This window comes from Actinoplanes sp. 13, from assembly GCF_056134165.1.
Genome location: NZ_JBVYOQ010000006.1, coordinates 72,995 through 88,170, shown reverse-complemented (window position 1 = coordinate 88,170; position 15,176 = coordinate 72,995). Strand labels below are relative to the sequence as shown.

General features: G+C 71.8%; 17 protein-coding genes. 11 read left to right on the top strand and 6 right to left on the bottom strand.

Annotated elements, in window-relative coordinates:
- Positions 1-21 precede the first annotated feature (21 nt).
- The 3 genes from AC0NH5_RS15030 to AC0NH5_RS15020 are packed head-to-tail and all read right to left on the bottom strand — an operon-like array spanning position 22 to position 2,471.
- The gene (locus AC0NH5_RS15030) at positions 22-762 is read right to left on the bottom strand and encodes an amino acid ABC transporter ATP-binding protein (protein WP_474403941.1); all 741 of its coding nucleotides are present in this window, start codon (positions 760-762) and stop codon (positions 22-24) included.
- Complete coding sequence (locus tag AC0NH5_RS15025; protein WP_474403939.1) at positions 763-1,602, bottom strand: amino acid ABC transporter permease; 840 nt, start codon at positions 1,600-1,602, stop codon at positions 763-765.
- On the bottom strand, positions 1,599-2,471 hold the full coding sequence (locus tag AC0NH5_RS15020) for an ABC transporter substrate-binding protein (RefSeq protein ID WP_474403937.1): 873 nt from the start codon (positions 2,469-2,471) through the stop codon (positions 1,599-1,601). The genes AC0NH5_RS15025 and AC0NH5_RS15020 overlap by 4 nt, the downstream gene beginning before the upstream one ends.
- A gap of 79 nt (positions 2,472-2,550) precedes the next feature.
- Between AC0NH5_RS15020 and AC0NH5_RS15015 the strand changes: the two genes are divergently transcribed.
- The 9 genes from AC0NH5_RS15015 to pheT all read left to right on the top strand — a co-directional run bounded on the left by AC0NH5_RS15015 (position 2,551) and on the right by pheT (position 10,324).
- Entirely contained in the window at positions 2,551-2,814 is a 264-nt protein-coding gene (locus AC0NH5_RS15015; RefSeq protein WP_196418021.1) for a phosphoribosyl-ATP diphosphatase, read from the top strand.
- A gap of 43 nt (positions 2,815-2,857) precedes the next feature.
- The gene (gene hisG, locus AC0NH5_RS15010; protein ID WP_474403934.1) at positions 2,858-3,700 is read left to right on the top strand and encodes an ATP phosphoribosyltransferase; all 843 of its coding nucleotides are present in this window, start codon (positions 2,858-2,860) and stop codon (positions 3,698-3,700) included.
- A 4-nt stretch (positions 3,701-3,704) separates the two neighbouring features.
- A complete protein-coding gene (locus AC0NH5_RS15005) occupies positions 3,705-4,151 on the top strand; it encodes a PH domain-containing protein (protein ID WP_474403932.1) in 447 nt (148 codons plus the stop codon).
- A gap of 323 nt (positions 4,152-4,474) precedes the next feature.
- The gene (infC, locus tag AC0NH5_RS15000) at positions 4,475-5,083 is read left to right on the top strand and encodes a translation initiation factor IF-3 (protein ID WP_474403930.1); all 609 of its coding nucleotides are present in this window, start codon (positions 4,475-4,477) and stop codon (positions 5,081-5,083) included.
- A 53-nt stretch (positions 5,084-5,136) separates the two neighbouring features.
- Positions 5,137-5,331 (top strand): 50S ribosomal protein L35, encoded by a 195-nt coding sequence (gene rpmI, locus AC0NH5_RS14995; protein ID WP_043528306.1) that lies wholly within the window; start codon positions 5,137-5,139, stop codon positions 5,329-5,331.
- Between the two features lie 38 nt (positions 5,332-5,369).
- Complete coding sequence (gene rplT / locus AC0NH5_RS14990; protein WP_474403928.1) at positions 5,370-5,762, top strand: 50S ribosomal protein L20; 393 nt, start codon at positions 5,370-5,372, stop codon at positions 5,760-5,762.
- 68 nt (positions 5,763-5,830) lie between these two features.
- Positions 5,831-6,604, top strand: coding sequence for a TrmH family RNA methyltransferase (locus AC0NH5_RS14985; RefSeq protein WP_474403926.1), 774 nt, complete (start codon positions 5,831-5,833; stop codon positions 6,602-6,604).
- A gap of 170 nt (positions 6,605-6,774) precedes the next feature.
- The gene (pheS, locus tag AC0NH5_RS14980) at positions 6,775-7,836 is read left to right on the top strand and encodes a phenylalanine--tRNA ligase subunit alpha (protein WP_474403924.1); all 1,062 of its coding nucleotides are present in this window, start codon (positions 6,775-6,777) and stop codon (positions 7,834-7,836) included.
- A gap of 4 nt (positions 7,837-7,840) precedes the next feature.
- The gene (gene pheT, locus AC0NH5_RS14975) at positions 7,841-10,324 is read left to right on the top strand and encodes a phenylalanine--tRNA ligase subunit beta (RefSeq protein ID WP_474403922.1); all 2,484 of its coding nucleotides are present in this window, start codon (positions 7,841-7,843) and stop codon (positions 10,322-10,324) included.
- A gap of 223 nt (positions 10,325-10,547) precedes the next feature.
- On the opposite strand, the gene AC0NH5_RS14970 is transcribed toward pheT, so the two are convergent.
- Genes AC0NH5_RS14970 through AC0NH5_RS14960 form a run of 3 tightly spaced genes read right to left on the bottom strand, consistent with a single transcriptional unit; the run spans position 10,548 to position 13,166 of the window.
- Positions 10,548-11,324 (bottom strand): hypothetical protein, encoded by a 777-nt coding sequence (locus AC0NH5_RS14970; RefSeq protein WP_474403920.1) that lies wholly within the window; start codon positions 11,322-11,324, stop codon positions 10,548-10,550.
- A gap of 31 nt (positions 11,325-11,355) precedes the next feature.
- Positions 11,356-11,682: a hypothetical protein gene (locus AC0NH5_RS14965; protein ID WP_474403918.1), complete on the bottom strand. Its 327-nt coding sequence runs from the start codon at positions 11,680-11,682 to the stop codon at positions 11,356-11,358.
- A 44-nt stretch (positions 11,683-11,726) separates the two neighbouring features.
- Positions 11,727-13,166: a DUF4419 domain-containing protein gene (locus tag AC0NH5_RS14960; RefSeq protein WP_474403917.1), complete on the bottom strand. Its 1,440-nt coding sequence runs from the start codon at positions 13,164-13,166 to the stop codon at positions 11,727-11,729.
- Positions 13,167-13,227: 61 nt separating this feature from the next.
- Between AC0NH5_RS14960 and AC0NH5_RS14955 the strand changes: the two genes are divergently transcribed.
- Complete coding sequence (locus AC0NH5_RS14955; RefSeq protein ID WP_474403915.1) at positions 13,228-14,316, top strand: DUF3616 domain-containing protein; 1,089 nt, start codon at positions 13,228-13,230, stop codon at positions 14,314-14,316.
- Positions 14,313-15,050 (top strand): SDR family oxidoreductase, encoded by a 738-nt coding sequence (locus tag AC0NH5_RS14950; RefSeq protein WP_474403913.1) that lies wholly within the window; start codon positions 14,313-14,315, stop codon positions 15,048-15,050. Before AC0NH5_RS14955 ends, AC0NH5_RS14950 begins: the two co-directional genes overlap by 4 nt.
- The last annotated feature ends 126 nt before the right edge of the window (positions 15,051-15,176 follow it).

The window sequence follows — 15,176 nt, the reverse complement described above, 5'->3', positions numbered from 1 at the left end:
GGCGGACGGGGTGGGCGTGGGTCAGAGGCGGCCGGCTTCGATGATGCGGGCGAGGAACTGGCGGGTGCGGGCCTCGACCGGGTCGCCGAGCACCTGCGCGGGCGGCCCCTGTTCGAGGACGCGCCCGCCGTCGAGGAATGCCACCCGGTCGGCCACCTGCTTGGCGAAGCCCATCTCGTGGGTGGCCAGCACCATCGTCATGCCCTCGCTCTTGAGGTCCCGGATCATCGTCAGCACCTCGCCGACCAGCTCCGGGTCGAGCGCCGACGTGACCTCGTCGAGCAGCAGCAGCCGCGGGTTGTTGACCAGCGCCCGGATGATCGCGACCCGCTGTTGCTGGCCGCCGGAGAGCCGGTCCGGGTAGGCGCCGGCCTTCTCGGCCAGGCCGACCCGGTCCAGCCACCGGTGCGCCTGCTCGCGGGCTTCGGCGACCGGCCGCCGGTGGACCCGCACCGGGGCGAGCGTGATGTTGTCCAGCACCGTCATGTGCGGGAACAGGTTGTAGGACTGGAACACCAGCCCGATCCGCCGGCGCACCCTGTCCGGGTCGGCCCGCGGGTCGGTGATCTCCTCGCCGTCCAGGTGGATGCTGCCGTCGTCGATCTGCTCCAGCAGGTTGACGCAGCGCAGCAGCGTCGACTTGCCCGAGCCGGAGGCGCCGATCAGGGCCACCACCTCGTGCTCGGCCACCTCCAGGCTGAGGTCGTCGAGGATCACGTGGTCGCCGAACGTCTTGTGCACGTTCGCCACCGAGAGCACCATCTAGGCCCCCGCGTTCTGGCGTCGGGCCGCGCGCATGGTCACCCAGTCGGTGACCGCGATGAGCGGCAGGGCGAGCAGGACGAAGAGCACACCGGCCACCACGTACGGGGTGAAGTTGGCGTCCTGGGCGACCCCGATCTGGGCGGCCCGGATGGCGTCGATCGGACCGGCGAGCGAGATCAGGCCGACGTCCTTCTGCAGCGCCACGGTGTCGTTGAGCAGCGGCGGCGCCACCCGGCGGACCGCCTGGGGCAGGACCACGTGACGCATCGCCTGGCGGTGGCCGAGCCCCAGCGAGCGGGCCGCGGCGATCTGGCTGGGATGCACCGACTCGATGCCGGCCCGGAACACCTCGGCCAGGTACGCCCCGTACGTGATGGTGATCGCCGCGGCGCCGAGGACCAGCACGTCCGGGGTGCCCTGCAGGCGGAGCCCGGGGACGCCGAACGCGAACAGGTAGATGACGATGATCAGGGGCAGGCCGCGGAACGAGTACGTGTATCCGATCGCGATGGCTCGTACCGGAAAGAAGACCGGGCCCCGCAAGGTGCGCAGAACCGCGACCAGAAGTCCCAGCGCGAGCGCCACCGAGGCGCAGACCACCAGCAGCCGCAGGTTGAGCCAGAGGCCGTCGAGGATGTCGGGCAGGTATTTCCGGGCGACGTCGGGGTCGAAGAACGAGGCCTTGACGCGATCCCAGCCGGGCGCGCCGGTGATCGCGACGGTGAGCAGGGTCCCCACCACGGCGGTGGAGAGTGCGGCGAGGAGGACGGAGCGGATCGCCTGCCGGCGGCGGTAGGCGATCCGCTCCTGTTGTTTTGCGGAGGGAACGTGTGTCACTGGAGTTCGGGGGCTCCGGCGGTGTCGGCGAGCCAGGTCTTCTCCAGCACGGCGAGGGTGCCGTCCTGGCGGAGCTGGTCGACCGCGCGGCTGACGCAACCGGTCAGCGGCGAGCCCTTGTCGAGCAGGATGCCGAACTGCTCGGGCACACCGACCTGCGGCAGCTGGCCGACGATGACGCCGTTCTCCAGCTCGGCGGCGGTCATGTAGAACGCGGTCGGCAGGTCCACCACGATGCCGTCGACAGTCCCGTTCTCCAGGGCCTTCTTGGCGTCGTCGTTGTTGCTGAACACCGACGGCTTGCCGGTCGGCTTGATCAGGTCGGTGACGGCCTGGTAGCTGGTGGTGCCGACCTGGGCGCCGAGCTTCGCGCCGCGCAGGTCCGCCAGCGTCTTCGCCCCGTCGATCTTGGAGCCCTTCGTGGTGATCACCGTCTGCCGCACCAGGTAGTACGGCGACGAGAAGTCCACCGCGGCCTTGCGCTCCTCGGTGATCGAGAACTGGTTGATGTCGATGTCGAACGCCTTGGGGCCCGGCGCGATCGCGTTGTTGAACGTCACCTGGGTCCAGGCCACGTCGGCGGACCCGTAGCCGAGCCGTTCCGCCACCTCGTAGGCGACCGCGGACTCGTAGCCCTTGCCGTTGTCCGGCTTGTTGTCGCTGAACCACGGCTCGTAGGCGGGGTTGTCGGTGCCGATCGTCAGCTTGCCCGGGGTCTTGGTGGCGAGCTGGTCCGGCGTGCAGGTGTCGGCGGAGGCCGAGGCGGACGGTGCGGTGCTGGTGGCTTCGTCCACCGGGGAGCAGGCGGTGACGGCGGCGAACAGGAGTGCGGCGCCGCCCAGCGCCACAGGGGTGTATCGGCTGACCATGCCGCGCAGCTTAGAAGACGTCCCCGCGGGTGGGGGGCGTTCGTCGTCAAGACGTGATGAGCTGCCACAATCGTTGCTCGTGAAGACGTTCGAAGAACTGTTTGCCGAGTTGCAACGCAAGGCGGCGGAACAGACCCCCGGCTCGGGCACCGTCGAGGCGCTGGAGCGCGGAGTCCACTTCATCGGCAAGAAGGTCGTCGAGGAGGCGGCCGAGTCGTGGATGGCGGCCGAGCACGAGGGCCCGGAACGCGCTGCCGAGGAGATCTCCCAGCTGCTCTACCAGGCCCAGGTGCTGATGATCGCCACCGGACTGGAATTGAAGGACGTCTACCGACATCTGTGACGTGCACCCGCGACCCGAACTCATCTTCGAAGGAGCACGTCCGATGCTGCGCATCGCCATTCCGAACAAGGGCACCCTCTCCGGTCCGGCTTCACAGATGTTGCGGGACGCCGGCTATCGCCAGCGCACCGACCCCAAAGATCTGATCTGCCGTGACGAAGCCAACAACGTCGAGTTCTTCTATCTGCGCCCCCGCGACATCGCCACCTACGTCGGATCCGGTGACCTGGATCTCGGTATCACCGGCCGGGACCTGCTGGTCGACTCCGGGGTGCCGGCCACCGAGCTGCTCGATCTGAACTTCGGCGGGGCCACCTTCCGGTGGGCCGCCCCGGCCGGCGGGCTCGCCGGCACCGACGAGATCGGCGGGCGGCGGATCGCCACTGCTTACCCCGGCGTGGTGAACCGCTACCTGGCTGACAACTCGCTCAAGGCCGACGTGGTCCGCCTCGACGGCGCGGTGGAGAACGCCGTGCGGCTCGGCGTGGCCGACCTGATCGCCGACGTGGTGGAGACCGGCGCGACGCTGCGCCAGGCCGGCCTGGTGACGATCGGCGAGCCGATCATGAGGTCGTCGGCGATCCTGATCGGGCGTGAGGAAGAGGCGCCGGCCGGCGCCGCGCAGCTGCTGCGGCGTCTGCAGGGCGTGCTGGTCGCCCGCAACTACGTGATGCTGGCGTACGACGTCCGAGCCGACCTGCTCGACCAGGCCACCAGCCTGACGCCGGGAATCGAGTCGCCCACCGTGTCCCCGCTGCACCGGGAGGGCTGGGTCGCCGTCGAGGCCATGGTCCAGCGCAGCAGCGTGCACCGCATCATGGACGAGCTCTACGAGCTGGGCGCCCGTGCCATCCTGGTCACCGACATCGCCAACTGCCGGCTGTGATGGGATGACCGCCGTGACGTACCGACCCAGGAAGATCCGTACCGTTGCGATCCCGGGGGCGCTGGCCGTCGCCGCGCTCTTCACCGTGATGAGCTTCGGGCTGAAGGGCAGCGGCGGGTTCCAGGACTCCCGGATGAGCTTCCAGCGCGGCGACCAGGTCGCGATGATCGGGCTGGGCGTGCTGCTCGGCCTGGGCATCCTGGCGTTCTGCCGGCCGCGGGTGGTCGCCGACGAGTCGGGCGTGCGGGTGCGCAACGTGATCGGCGGCTACGACCTGCCGTGGTCGGTGGTGCGCGCGGTGCGGTTCGACCGGAACTCGGCGTGGGCCAGCCTGGAGCTGCACGACGACGAGCAGGTGGCGATCCACGCGCTGCAGGCGGTGGACAAGGACTACGCGGTGGACGGAGTTCGTACGCTCAGGGCCTTGCATTCCGCCGCTGAAACAGCCTGATAGACTTGCCGCCAGTCGACCACGCCTGCGCTCACGTTCCTTGTCGAAAGAGCGCAGGCGCGAAAGAGGAGCCCGCAGGTTCCCACCCGAGTCACCCTGAGTGGCCGGGTCCGGTCTCCCACACCGGGATTGTTCCCGGTGTGGCGTGCGTCCTCCCCTGGACGCCGATGACCGGTCGAGCGGGCCCCGGCATGCCGGGGCCTTCTGCTTTCCCGGCGTCCCGCTCATCCAGCGGGACACTCGGGGCCGACCGACATTGGCATCGCCCGCAGCCGCGGGTGAGAACAACGTTCTGAGGAGGCCCCATCAGCGTCGAACCACGCGTGAACGAACAGATCCGGGCTCGTGAGGTCCGCCTGGTCGGTCCGGAGGGTGAGCAGGTCGGCATCGTGCCGCTCGAGCGCGCCCTTCAGCTGGCCGCGGATGTCGACCTGGACCTGGTCGAGGTTGCTCCGATGGCGCGGCCGCCGGTGTGCAAGCTCATGGACTTCGGCAAGTTCAAGTACGAGAGCGCACTCAAGGCCCGCGAAGCGCGACGCAACCAGCAGCAGACCGTCATCAAGGAGATGAAGCTCCGGCCGAAGATCGACCCGCACGACTACGAGACCAAAAAGGGTCACGTGGTCCGGTTCCTCAAGGCGGGCGACAAGGTCAAGGTGACGATCATGTTCCGTGGTCGTGAGCAGAGCCGCCCCGAGCTGGGTTTCCGGCTCCTGCGCCGGCTCAGCGAGGAGATCTCGGAGCTCGGCTTCGTCGAGGCCAGCCCGAAGCAGGACGGCCGGAACATGATCATGGTGCTCGCTCCGCACCGGGCCACGAAGGCCGCAGCGGCAGCGACCGTCGCCGCCAACGCGCGCCCGCCGCGGGAACCGCGTGAGGGCGACGTCGTCGAGACCGCTCCGGCCCAGGCTGCCGAAACCACCGCAGAGTAATTAGCTTTTTCTCGTGCCCCCCGGCGCGGGGAAAGATCAGAAAGAGGCGTCAAGTGCCGAAGATGAAGAGCCACACCGGCATGGGTAAGCGGGTGAAGGTCACCGGCAAGGGCAAGATCGTGCGCGAGCAGGCCGGCAAGCGTCACCTGCTGGAGCACAAGAGCTCCCACGTCACCCGCCGGATGACCGGCACGGTCGTTGTGGCCAAGGCCGACACCGCGCGAGTGAAGAAGCTTCTGGGCCGCTGACGCGCGCCTGACCAGTTTCCCCTAAGGAGTAACTAGAAATGGCACGCGTCAAGCGGGCGGTAAACGCCCAGAAGAAGCGCCGTACCCTGCTCGAGACCGCGAGTGGCTACCGCGGTCAGCGCTCGCGGCTGTACCGCAAGGCCAAGGAGCAGGTGCTGCACTCGATGCAGTACGCCTACCGCGACCGCCGTGACCGCAAGGGCGACTTCCGCCAGCTGTGGATCACGCGCATCAACGCGGCGTCCCGGGCCAACGGGATGACCTACAACCGCCTCATCCAGGGCCTCAAGCTGGCCGAGGTGGAGGTCGACCGCAAGATCCTGGCGGACCTCGCGGTCAACGACGCCGCCGCGTTCGCCGGCATCGTCGAGATCGCTCGCGCGGCTGTGGCCGCCGAGGGCACCGGCGGCGCCGCCGCTCAGGCTGCCTGATATCGCGTAGCACGTTCGAGGCGCCTCCCGAGGGTTCGGGGGGCGCCTCGCCTTATGGATCGGTGCTGATGTTCACTCCCCGTACCCCCAGAATCGTCGCGGCCCGCCGCCTGCAGCGCCGCAGGGACCGCGATCAGAGCGGCCGCTTCCTGGCCGAGGGCCCGCAGGCCGTGCGCGAGGCGCTGGCCGCCGGCGTGGTGCTCGAGCTGTTCGGCACCGCCGCCGCGCTGGACCGCCACGCCGACCTGGCCGCGCAGGCGCCGGAGGTCTCCCCGGTGACCGACGACGCGCTGGCGGCGCTCACCGAGACCGTGCACCCGCAGGGGCTGGTCGCGCTCTGCGAGCAGATCGATGTGCCGATCGGCGACGCGCTGGCGAAACGGCCGCGCCTGGTCGCGGTGGTCGCTGAGATCCGGGACCCCGGCAATGCCGGGACCGTGCTGCGCACGGCGGACGCGGCGGGTGCGAGCGCGGTGATCTTCGCAGGCGACGCCGTCGATCCTTACAACGGCAAGTGTGTACGGGCATCAGCCGGCTCGTTGTTCCATGTGGACGTGGTGCGCGCGCCGTTGTCGGTGACCGAGCTGCTGCAGGACTCGGGCCTCCAGGTGCTCGCCACCAGCGGGACCGGGGACGACGACGTGGATTCGCTGCTCGACGGCGGCCTGCTGGCGGTGCCGACGGCCTGGCTGTTCGGCGCCGAGGCGCACGGGCTCCCCGATGATCTGCTGGCGGCGGCCGACCGGCGGGTGCGGGTGCCGATCTACGGCGGTGCGGAGAGCCTGAACCTCGCCGCGGCGGCCGCGGTCTGCCTATATGCCTCGGCCCGCGCGCACCGCTGACGGTATGCTGGGCCGCATGTCAGGTCTGCAGCTGTTTATTCGGCCCGCTGGTCGCGGGCGCCGGGTCTGACACTCTCCTGCGCGAACTTCCCCGACCGGTGGGCTGCGGCTGAGCCGTGCCTCCGTACACTGCCCGATGGCTCATCCGGTGTTAGGGAGTTCGCCCGACCATGACCTACCGCAACGATCCTTACGATCCGAAGCAGGCCGCCCTGCTCACGCCCGAGGCGCTCGAGGCAGCGGTGGCCGACGCCGAGAAGGCGTTCGCCGCGGCCGCCGACCTCGACGCGCTCGGCGCCCTCAAATCCGTGCACCTGGGCGACCGCTCGCCGGTGTCGCTCGCCCGCCGGGAGATCGGCTCGCTGCCGCCGGCCGCCAAGTCCGACGCCGGCAAGCGGGTCAACGTGGCCCGGCAGGCCGTGCAGGCCGCCTACGACGCCCGCGTCGCGGAGCTGGAGGCCGACCGGGCCGCCCGCGTGCTGGTCGAGGAGCGCGTCGACGTCACGCTGCCGTGGACCCGCCGGCCGCGCGGCGCCCGGCACCCGCTGACCACGCTGATGGAGCACATGGCCGACGTCTTCATCGGCATGGGCTACGACATCGTCGACGGTCCCCAGCTGGAGCTCGAGTGGGCCAACTTCGACGCGCTCAACATCGGCCCGGACAACCCGGTGCGCGGCTCCTCCGACACGTTCTTCGTGGACGTGCCGGGCCTGGTGATGCGCACCCACACGTCGCCGGGGCAGGTGCGGACCATGCTCACCCGGCAGCCGCCGATCTACATCGTCAGCCCGGGCCGCGCCTACCGGACCGACGAGCTGGACGCCACGCACAGCCCGGTGTTCCACCAGATCGAGGGCCTGGTCATCGACGAGGGCATCACGATGGCCCACCTGCGCGGGACCCTGGACCACTTCGCCCGCTCCATGTTCGGGCCCTCGGCGCGGACCCGCTGGCGTCCGCACTACTTCCCGTTCACCGAGCCGTCCGCCGAGTTCGACGTCTGGTTCCCCCAGCACCGCGACGGCCCGCGCTGGGTCGAGTGGGGTGGCTGCGGCATGGTCAACCCGCGGGTGCTCGTCGCCTGCGGCATCGACCCGGCACGCTATTCGGGCTTCGCGTTCGGCATGGGTGTCGAGCGGACCCTGATGTTCCGCAACGGCGTCAGCGACATGCGCGACATGGTCGAGGGCGACGTGCGGTTCACCACGAACTTCGGAATGGAGGCCTGAAGCGATGAAGACGTCACTGTCGTGGCTGCGCGAGCACGTCGAGCTGCCCGCGGGGATCACCGCTTCGGAGCTGGACACGGCGCTGACCAACCTCGGCATGGAGGTCGAGGGCATCGTCGACCAGGCCGCCACCGTCCTCGGTGACCTGGTCGTCGGCCGGGTCCTCACCATCGAGGAGCTGACCGGCTTCAAGAAGCCGATCCGGTTCTGCACCGTCGACGTCGGGCGGGACGCGCCGCAGGAGATCGTCTGCGGCGCGCGCAACTTCGCCGAGGGCGACCTCGTGGTGGTCATCCTGCCCGGCGGCGAGCTGCCCGGCGGTTTCAAGATCGGCGCCCGCAAGACGTACGGCCGCAACTCGAACGGCATGATCTGCTCGGCGGCGGAGCTCGGCCTGTCCGGGGACCACTCCGGGATCATCGTGCTGCCGGCCGGCTCCGCGACGCCGGGTGTGGACGCCCGGCCGGTGGTCGGCCTCGACGACGTGCTGATCGAGGTCGAGATCACCCCGGACCGCGGTTACGAGATGAGCGTCCGCGGCCTCGCGCGTGAGCTGGCCACCCACTTCGGCGTGCCGTTCACCGACCCGGTCCTCGCCGCGGCGCCGGGCGCGACCGCCGACGCGCCGTGGGACGTCTCGGTCGAGGACACCGTCGGCTGTGACCGGTTCGCGGCCCGCGTGGTCCGCGGCATCGACCCGCAGGCGCAGTCCCCGGCGTGGATGCAGCGGCGGCTCATCGCGGCCGGCATCCGGGCCATCTCGCTGCCGGTCGACATCACCAACTACCTGATGCTCGAGTACGGCCAGCCGATGCACGTCTTCGACCTGAACCGGCTCCGCGGCGGCCTGGTGGTGCGCCGCGCCCACCCCGGCGAGAAGCTGACCACCCTGGACGGTGCCGCGCGCGTGCTCGACGCCGAGGACATGGTGATCTGCGACGAGACGGGGCCGATCTCGCTCGCCGCGGTGATGGGCGGCGAGACCAGCGAGTGGCAGCCCGGTACGGTCGACGTGCTGCTGGAGGCCGCGCACTGGGACCCGGTCATGGTCGGCCGCACGGCGCGCCGGCACAAGCTGTTCAGCGAGGCCGCCAAGCGCTGGGAGCGTGGCGTCGACCCGCAGGCCGCGCTGCCGGCGCTGCAGCGGGCCGTCGAGATCCTGGTGGAGCACGCCGGCGGCACCGTCGACGAGCGGGTGCTCGACATCGACCACATCGCCGCGCCGGCGCCGATCGCGCTGCCGGTGTCGCTGCCGTCGTCGCTGATCGGCCTCTCCTACGACGCCGCCCGGGTCGCGTCGCTGCTCCGCACGACCGGCTGTGCGGTCAGCGACGGCGAGGGCGACGTGCTGACGGTCGTCCCGCCGTCCTGGCGGCCCGACCTGCTGGCCCCGATCGACCTGGTCGAGGAGGTGGCCCGGCTCGGCGGTTACAACGACATCCCGAGCGTGCTGCCGCCGTCCGGCAGCAGCAACGGCCTGACCGCGGCGCAGAAACGGCGCCGTTCGGTGGGGCGGGCGCTGGCCGAGAACGGGTACGTCGAGGTGCTCTGCTACCCGTTCGTCGCCCCCGGCACCGCCGACGCGCTCGGCCTGCCGGCGGACGACCCGCGGCGCAGCGCGGTGCGCCTGACCAACCCGCTGTCCGAGGAGGAGCCGCTGCTGCGCACCAGCCTGCTGGCCCCGCTGCTCGGCACCCTCAAGCGCAACCTGGGCCGCGGCCGGCGCGACGTGGCGCTCTTCGAGACCGGCACGGTCTTCCTGCCGCATCTGACCGCGACCGCCCCGCCCGTGCTCGGTGTGGATCGTCGCCCCACCGACGAGGAGTGGCGCTCCGCCAACGAGATCGTCCCGGCGCAGCCGTGGCACCTCGCGGTCGTGCTGGCCGGCGACATCGAACCGGCCGGCTGGTGGGGCGCGGGCCGCCCCGCGAGCTGGGCGGACGCCATCGAGGCGGTGCGCGTCGCGCTCTCCGCCGCGGGCATCCGCGAAGACCGGATCACGGTACGCGCCACCGAACGCGCACCGTGGCACCCCGGCCGGTGCGCCGAGATCCTGGTCGACGACCAGGTCGCCGGCCACGCGGGCGAACTGCACCCGGCCGTGGTGGCCGCCTTCGACCTCCCGAAGCGCACCGCCGCCGCCGAACTCGACCTGGACGTCCTGCCCGACGTCCCGGTCGCCGAGGCCCCGCGCATCTCCACCTTCCCGCCCGCCCTGATCGACGTGGCGCTCGTCCTGGACGCCACCGTCCCCGCGGCCGAGGTCCAGGCCACCCTGACCGAGGGTGCGGGCCCGCTGCTGGAGTCGGTGTCGTTGTTCGACGTCTACGAGTCCGCCCAGCTGGGCGAGGGCAAGCGGTCGCTGGCCTACAAGCTGACGTTCCGGGCTCCCGACCGGACCCTCACGTCCGAGGAGACGCTCACCGCCCGGGACGCTGCCGTCGCGCTGACCACCACCCGCCACGGAGCCACCCTCCGCGGCGCCTGACCCCACCGCCGATCCCGGGCCGGCCGCCTCCCAGGCAGCCGGCCCGGTCGCGTCCCCGCGCGCCGCCTCAACCAGCGTGTGAACTTCGGGTGCGCCCGTGGGCGCAACTTCACACACACGCTGGTGCCCCAGCAAGCGTGGCCTGGTCGCCTCTACGCGGCGGTGTTCGTTTGTGCGTGGTGAGTTCGGGCGCGAATCGAGCCGTAAGTCGCCACGGTGTGGGTCAGGGAATGATGCTCACCGGGGTGCCGGCCGGCGGGTTGCCGAAGTGCTGGGCGGCGTTGCCGCCCCGGGAGAGCAGCTCGTACCACCAACGTTGGCCGGCACCGTCGCCCCGGGGCCAGCCCGAGCTGCCGGGGGCGAAGGACATGGTGCCGGCGCGGACCTCGAAGACGCCGTCGCTGACGGTGGCCTCGGCCTCGATCTCGCCGATCCGGACGCGCACCACCGTGCCCACCGGGGCGGGGGCCTCGTCCCAGGTGGTCTTGATGTTGCCGTAGCCGTCGATGTAGGCGACCGCGTGTTTCGGCGGCGGCGCGACCGGCAGGTCGTCGCCGAGCAGGGAGTCGTCGCCGTGGGCCAGCGCGGCGAGGGCGGCCGGGAAGACGTCGCGGGAGCGGAACTGGGAGCCGTGGTCGGCGACGTCGACGGAGCGGACGGTCACGCCCTCGGCGGCCAGGAAGGACAGGCTGGCGCCGGACGCCACGCCGACCACCAGCACGCCGGAGTCGAGGCGGGCGGCGGCGAGCCGTTCGCCGGCGTTGTTCGCCCGTGGCTCGTCGCGGTCCTGGCGGGGAGCGACGTTCGCGTACACGATCCGGTTCTCCGGTCCTTCGCCGAAGGCGAGCTGGGCGACGCAGAAGCCGGCGCCGACCGTGTCGAAGGCCGGCACCGGGACCTCGGTGACGTCCGCGTCCGGCAGCAGCCGGGCGATCCGTTGCCGGACCTCGGCGAAGGCGAGGTCCCCGGTGCCGTAGTCGGCGACGACAGTGACGAGCATGCTCGCAGACTATGTCCCTCGGCGCGCCGCTTCAGCGATTTCGGAGCAACCGCCGGGCGTGGGGGCGTTCGTCCTTCTCGACACGGGCGCAGCCGGAGTCGAGCAGCTGCCAGTCGCCGGTGGCCAGCGCGGTGTCGAGGCGGGCGCGCACCTCGTCGACCCGATTCGGCTCGGTGGCGAAGAGGATCCGCAGCCGCAGGTGGTCGCCGTCGGGGTGCGCGGCGGTGTGGTGCGGGGCGAGCGGGCAGGGCGGCTCGTGTTCCCAGTACCCGCAGAGCGCGGCCGTGACCGCAGCGCCGGGCGCGGCGGGATCGGAGCCGGGAACGAGCGTCGCCTGGTGCGCGTAGACCTGCCGCATGGCGCAACGGTAGCCGGGCGGGGAAGCACTTCGCGGGAACTGGCCTACAGCTGGGAGAACCGCCCGGTCTCCAGGTGGTCGATGTCGCCACCGGAGTCCAGGGCGGCCTGCAGCAGCGCCGCCAGCGACGTGCCGTAGACCGGGGCATCGCTCGGGTCCGGCTCGCCGAGCCGGTGGACGATCCAGTGTGTCGTCGCGTTCTCGTGGTCGTCCACGGCGCAGACGCTGCGGCCGTCGGCGAGCCGCACCACCGCGGTGATCAGGTGGCCGGCCGGGGAAAGGCCGGTGGGGCGCTCGTCGCGCGGCAGGATGCGCCAAGCGCCGTCGAAGAGAGTGGCGGAGCCGATCCGCCGGTCCAGGGCGTGCAGGGCGGCGTCGCCGCCGCCCCACGGGTTCCACTCGCCCGGCGGGGTGGTCCGGTGCTCCCGGACGAGCCGGTCCAGCACGTCGTCGATGTCGATCGGCGCGGGCGTCAGGTGCCAGCCGGCGACCGGCCGCAACGCGCCGCCGGGGTCCTGGGCGACACCGGCCAGGCCGGCGTGCAGGGCCACCGCGCCGTTCACGCCGGCCGCCCGGTCGTTCGTGTTGATCACGACGCGCGACAGGGTGGCCGGCACCTGGGCGGTGGTGATCCCGGGGCCGCGGTAGAAGCCGTGCTCGGCGGCCACGTCACGCGGCTCGCCGATCGGCAGGTCCAGGAGCCGGTTCGGGTCGTCGACGGTGAGCTCGCCGAGCAGGTACGGGTAGAGGCGCGCGATCCAGCCGGTCACCACGTCCCCGCCGTACGCGTCGACCGGGCTGAAGATCCGTTGCCAGAACGCGGTGTCGGGGCGGCCGGCGGCGGCCCGGACGAACTGGTCGAGGATCGGTCCCAGCGACCGGGCCCACTGGTCCATGCCGAGCCCGGGCAGATGGTCCACCCGTGCGCGGATCCGGCGCCAGTCCTCGACCGTGCCGGTCAGCGTGACAGCCGGGATGCCGCAGAGGAACGTGACCCAGTAGGCGTAGTACGGCGAGTAGGCGTCGAGCATCACCACCTGGGACGCGACCCGCTCGGCGTCGCCGCTCGTGGAGAAGTCGCAGAGGAAGAGGTCGTCCGCCTTGATCTGCTCCGACATCCGGTCCGCGATCCGCGACCAGGAGGCGCTGTCCAGCGGCATCGGCCCCGGCATCGTCACGGTCAGCCGTTTACGCCCGGGATGGTCGACGAGCAGCGGCCGCAGCTCCTCGGCGTGCAGGCGGACGTGGTGGGCGACCCCGTGCGCGATGGTCAGCCACACCGCGTCCGGCGACAGGACCAGCGGGCGGTGCTCGGCGTGTGCCCTGGCCACCGCGCTGAGCAGCGGATGCACGCCGTCGGGCGCCAGCACCGGCAGGTCCGGGTCGCCGCCGGTCACCAGGGCGTCCGGGTGCAGTTCCCGCAACGGCCGGGTGGGCAGCGGCTCGGCGGCCGGGACGACGTCGTCCACCGGAAAGGTCACCATCACCTGACTCTATGTCTGATCTTCGGCGGAGGGCGAGCGGCGTGGTGCGACGATCAGAGTCATGACGGTCGACTACACCGTGGGGCTGCGTTTCTCGCAGGAGTCGCAGCAGGCGTTCACCCACATCAACCTCTCCGCGGTCCGGCTGGACGGGCCCGCGCTCTGGATCGCCGGGGACGAGACCGCGACCGTCGAGCGGCTGCTGCCCGACGACCCGGTGCGGCCGTCCGAGTTCGGCTCCGAGGTGCGGTACCGGCTGGCCGACTTCGTCGGCCTGCCCGGCGCGGACGCCGACGAGGAGGCGGACATCGAGGGGCTGGCGCGGTCCGGCCACTTCCTCTGGGCGATCGGCTCGCACAGCCTGCGCCGCAAGCAGATCAAGGAGCGGCACGGCGGGCAGAAGGCGCTGCGCCGGCTGGCCCGGGTCGAGGGTCAGGACAACCGGCAGATTCTGGTACGGCTGCCGATCGCCGACGTGGACGGCCTGCCCACCCCGGTCCGGTCGCTGGTCGCGGGCGGGGTGCGGCACCACGCCGCGGTGCTGAGCGGGCGCGAGGACCTGCGCCGGCTGCTGCGCGACGACGAGCACCTGGGGCCGTTCCTGCCGATCCCGGGCAAGGACAACGGCCTGGACATCGAGGGGATCGCGGTGCGTGACGACCGGGTCTACCTCGGGCTGCGCGGGCCGGTGCTGCGGGGCTGGGCGTTCGTGCTGGAGCTGCGGCCGTTCGTGGCCGAGAACGAGCCGGGACGGCTGCGGCTGCTGCCGTTCTCCGACGGGCGGCTCTATCGCAAACACGTGCTGAACCTGGACGGCCTCGGCATCCGCGACCTCTGCCCGGACGGTGACGACCTGCTCGTGCTGGCCGGGCCGACGATGGCCCTGGACGGGCCGGTGCGCATCTATCGCTGGCGGGAGGCCTGCAAGGCGGAGCTGCCGACGATCGTCCGGCACGATCTGATCAGCCGGGAGGTGGAGCTGACCTGGGCCGAGGGCGGCGACCGCGCGGAGGGCATCAGCAAGCTGGGTGACGACCGGGTGCTGGTCGTCTATGACAGCCCGGCGGCGGGCCGGCTCACTCCCGACGGCCGGGTCATCGCCGACGTGCTGCTGCTGCCGGAACGGAAGCCGGATACTGTGCCGCTGTGACGATCTCCGGCAGTGCCCTGGTCACCGGTGCCTCCCGCGGTCTGGGCGCGCACATCGCGCGCCGGCTGGCCGCCGACGGCTGGCCGGTGGCGGTCAATTACCGGGGCGACGCCGACGGCGCTTCGCGCGTCGTCGAGGAGATCGTCGCGGCGGGCGGCCGGGCTGCGGCTCTGCGGGCCGACATCACCGATGAGGCTGCGGTACGAGGACTCGTGGCGGCCGCCCGGGAGAAGCTCGGCCCGGTGCGCGTGGTCGTCGCCAACGCCACCGGCCCGCAGCCGGCCGCCGCGGCGGAGGACGTCACCTGGCAGGACCACCTCGACCAGCTGGAGTTCTTCGTCAAGTCGCCGACGCTGCTGCTCGCCGCGACGCTGCCGGGGATGAAGGAGCTGGGTGGCGGGCGGTTCATCCACATCGGGTCGGACTCGTTCGAGCGGGCGCTGCCGGGGGCCTCGGCCTACAACGCGGCCAAGGGGGCGCAGATCGGGCTGGCCCGGACCTGGGCGCGGGAGCTGGGGCGGCACGGGGTGACCGTGAACGTGGTCGCGCCGGGCTGGATCCCGGTGGAGCGGCACGGCGCGGCGGACACCGCCGGGTACGTGGCGGAGGTGCCGCTGGGCCGGATCGGCACTCCGGCGGACATCGCGGACGTGGTGGCGTTCGTGGCGTCGGACGCGGCCCGCTTCGTCACGGGGGAGCGGATCACGGTCAACGGCGGGCACACCATCGACTGACGGCCGCCGTCCGTCGGGCTGACCGGCGGTGGGCCGCCGGCCTGGCACGGCGCCGCGCTGAGGGGGCCGTGAGCTCGACCCGCGCTTCAGCCCGGCGGGCGCGCAACGGCCCGGTGTCGCGGCCGG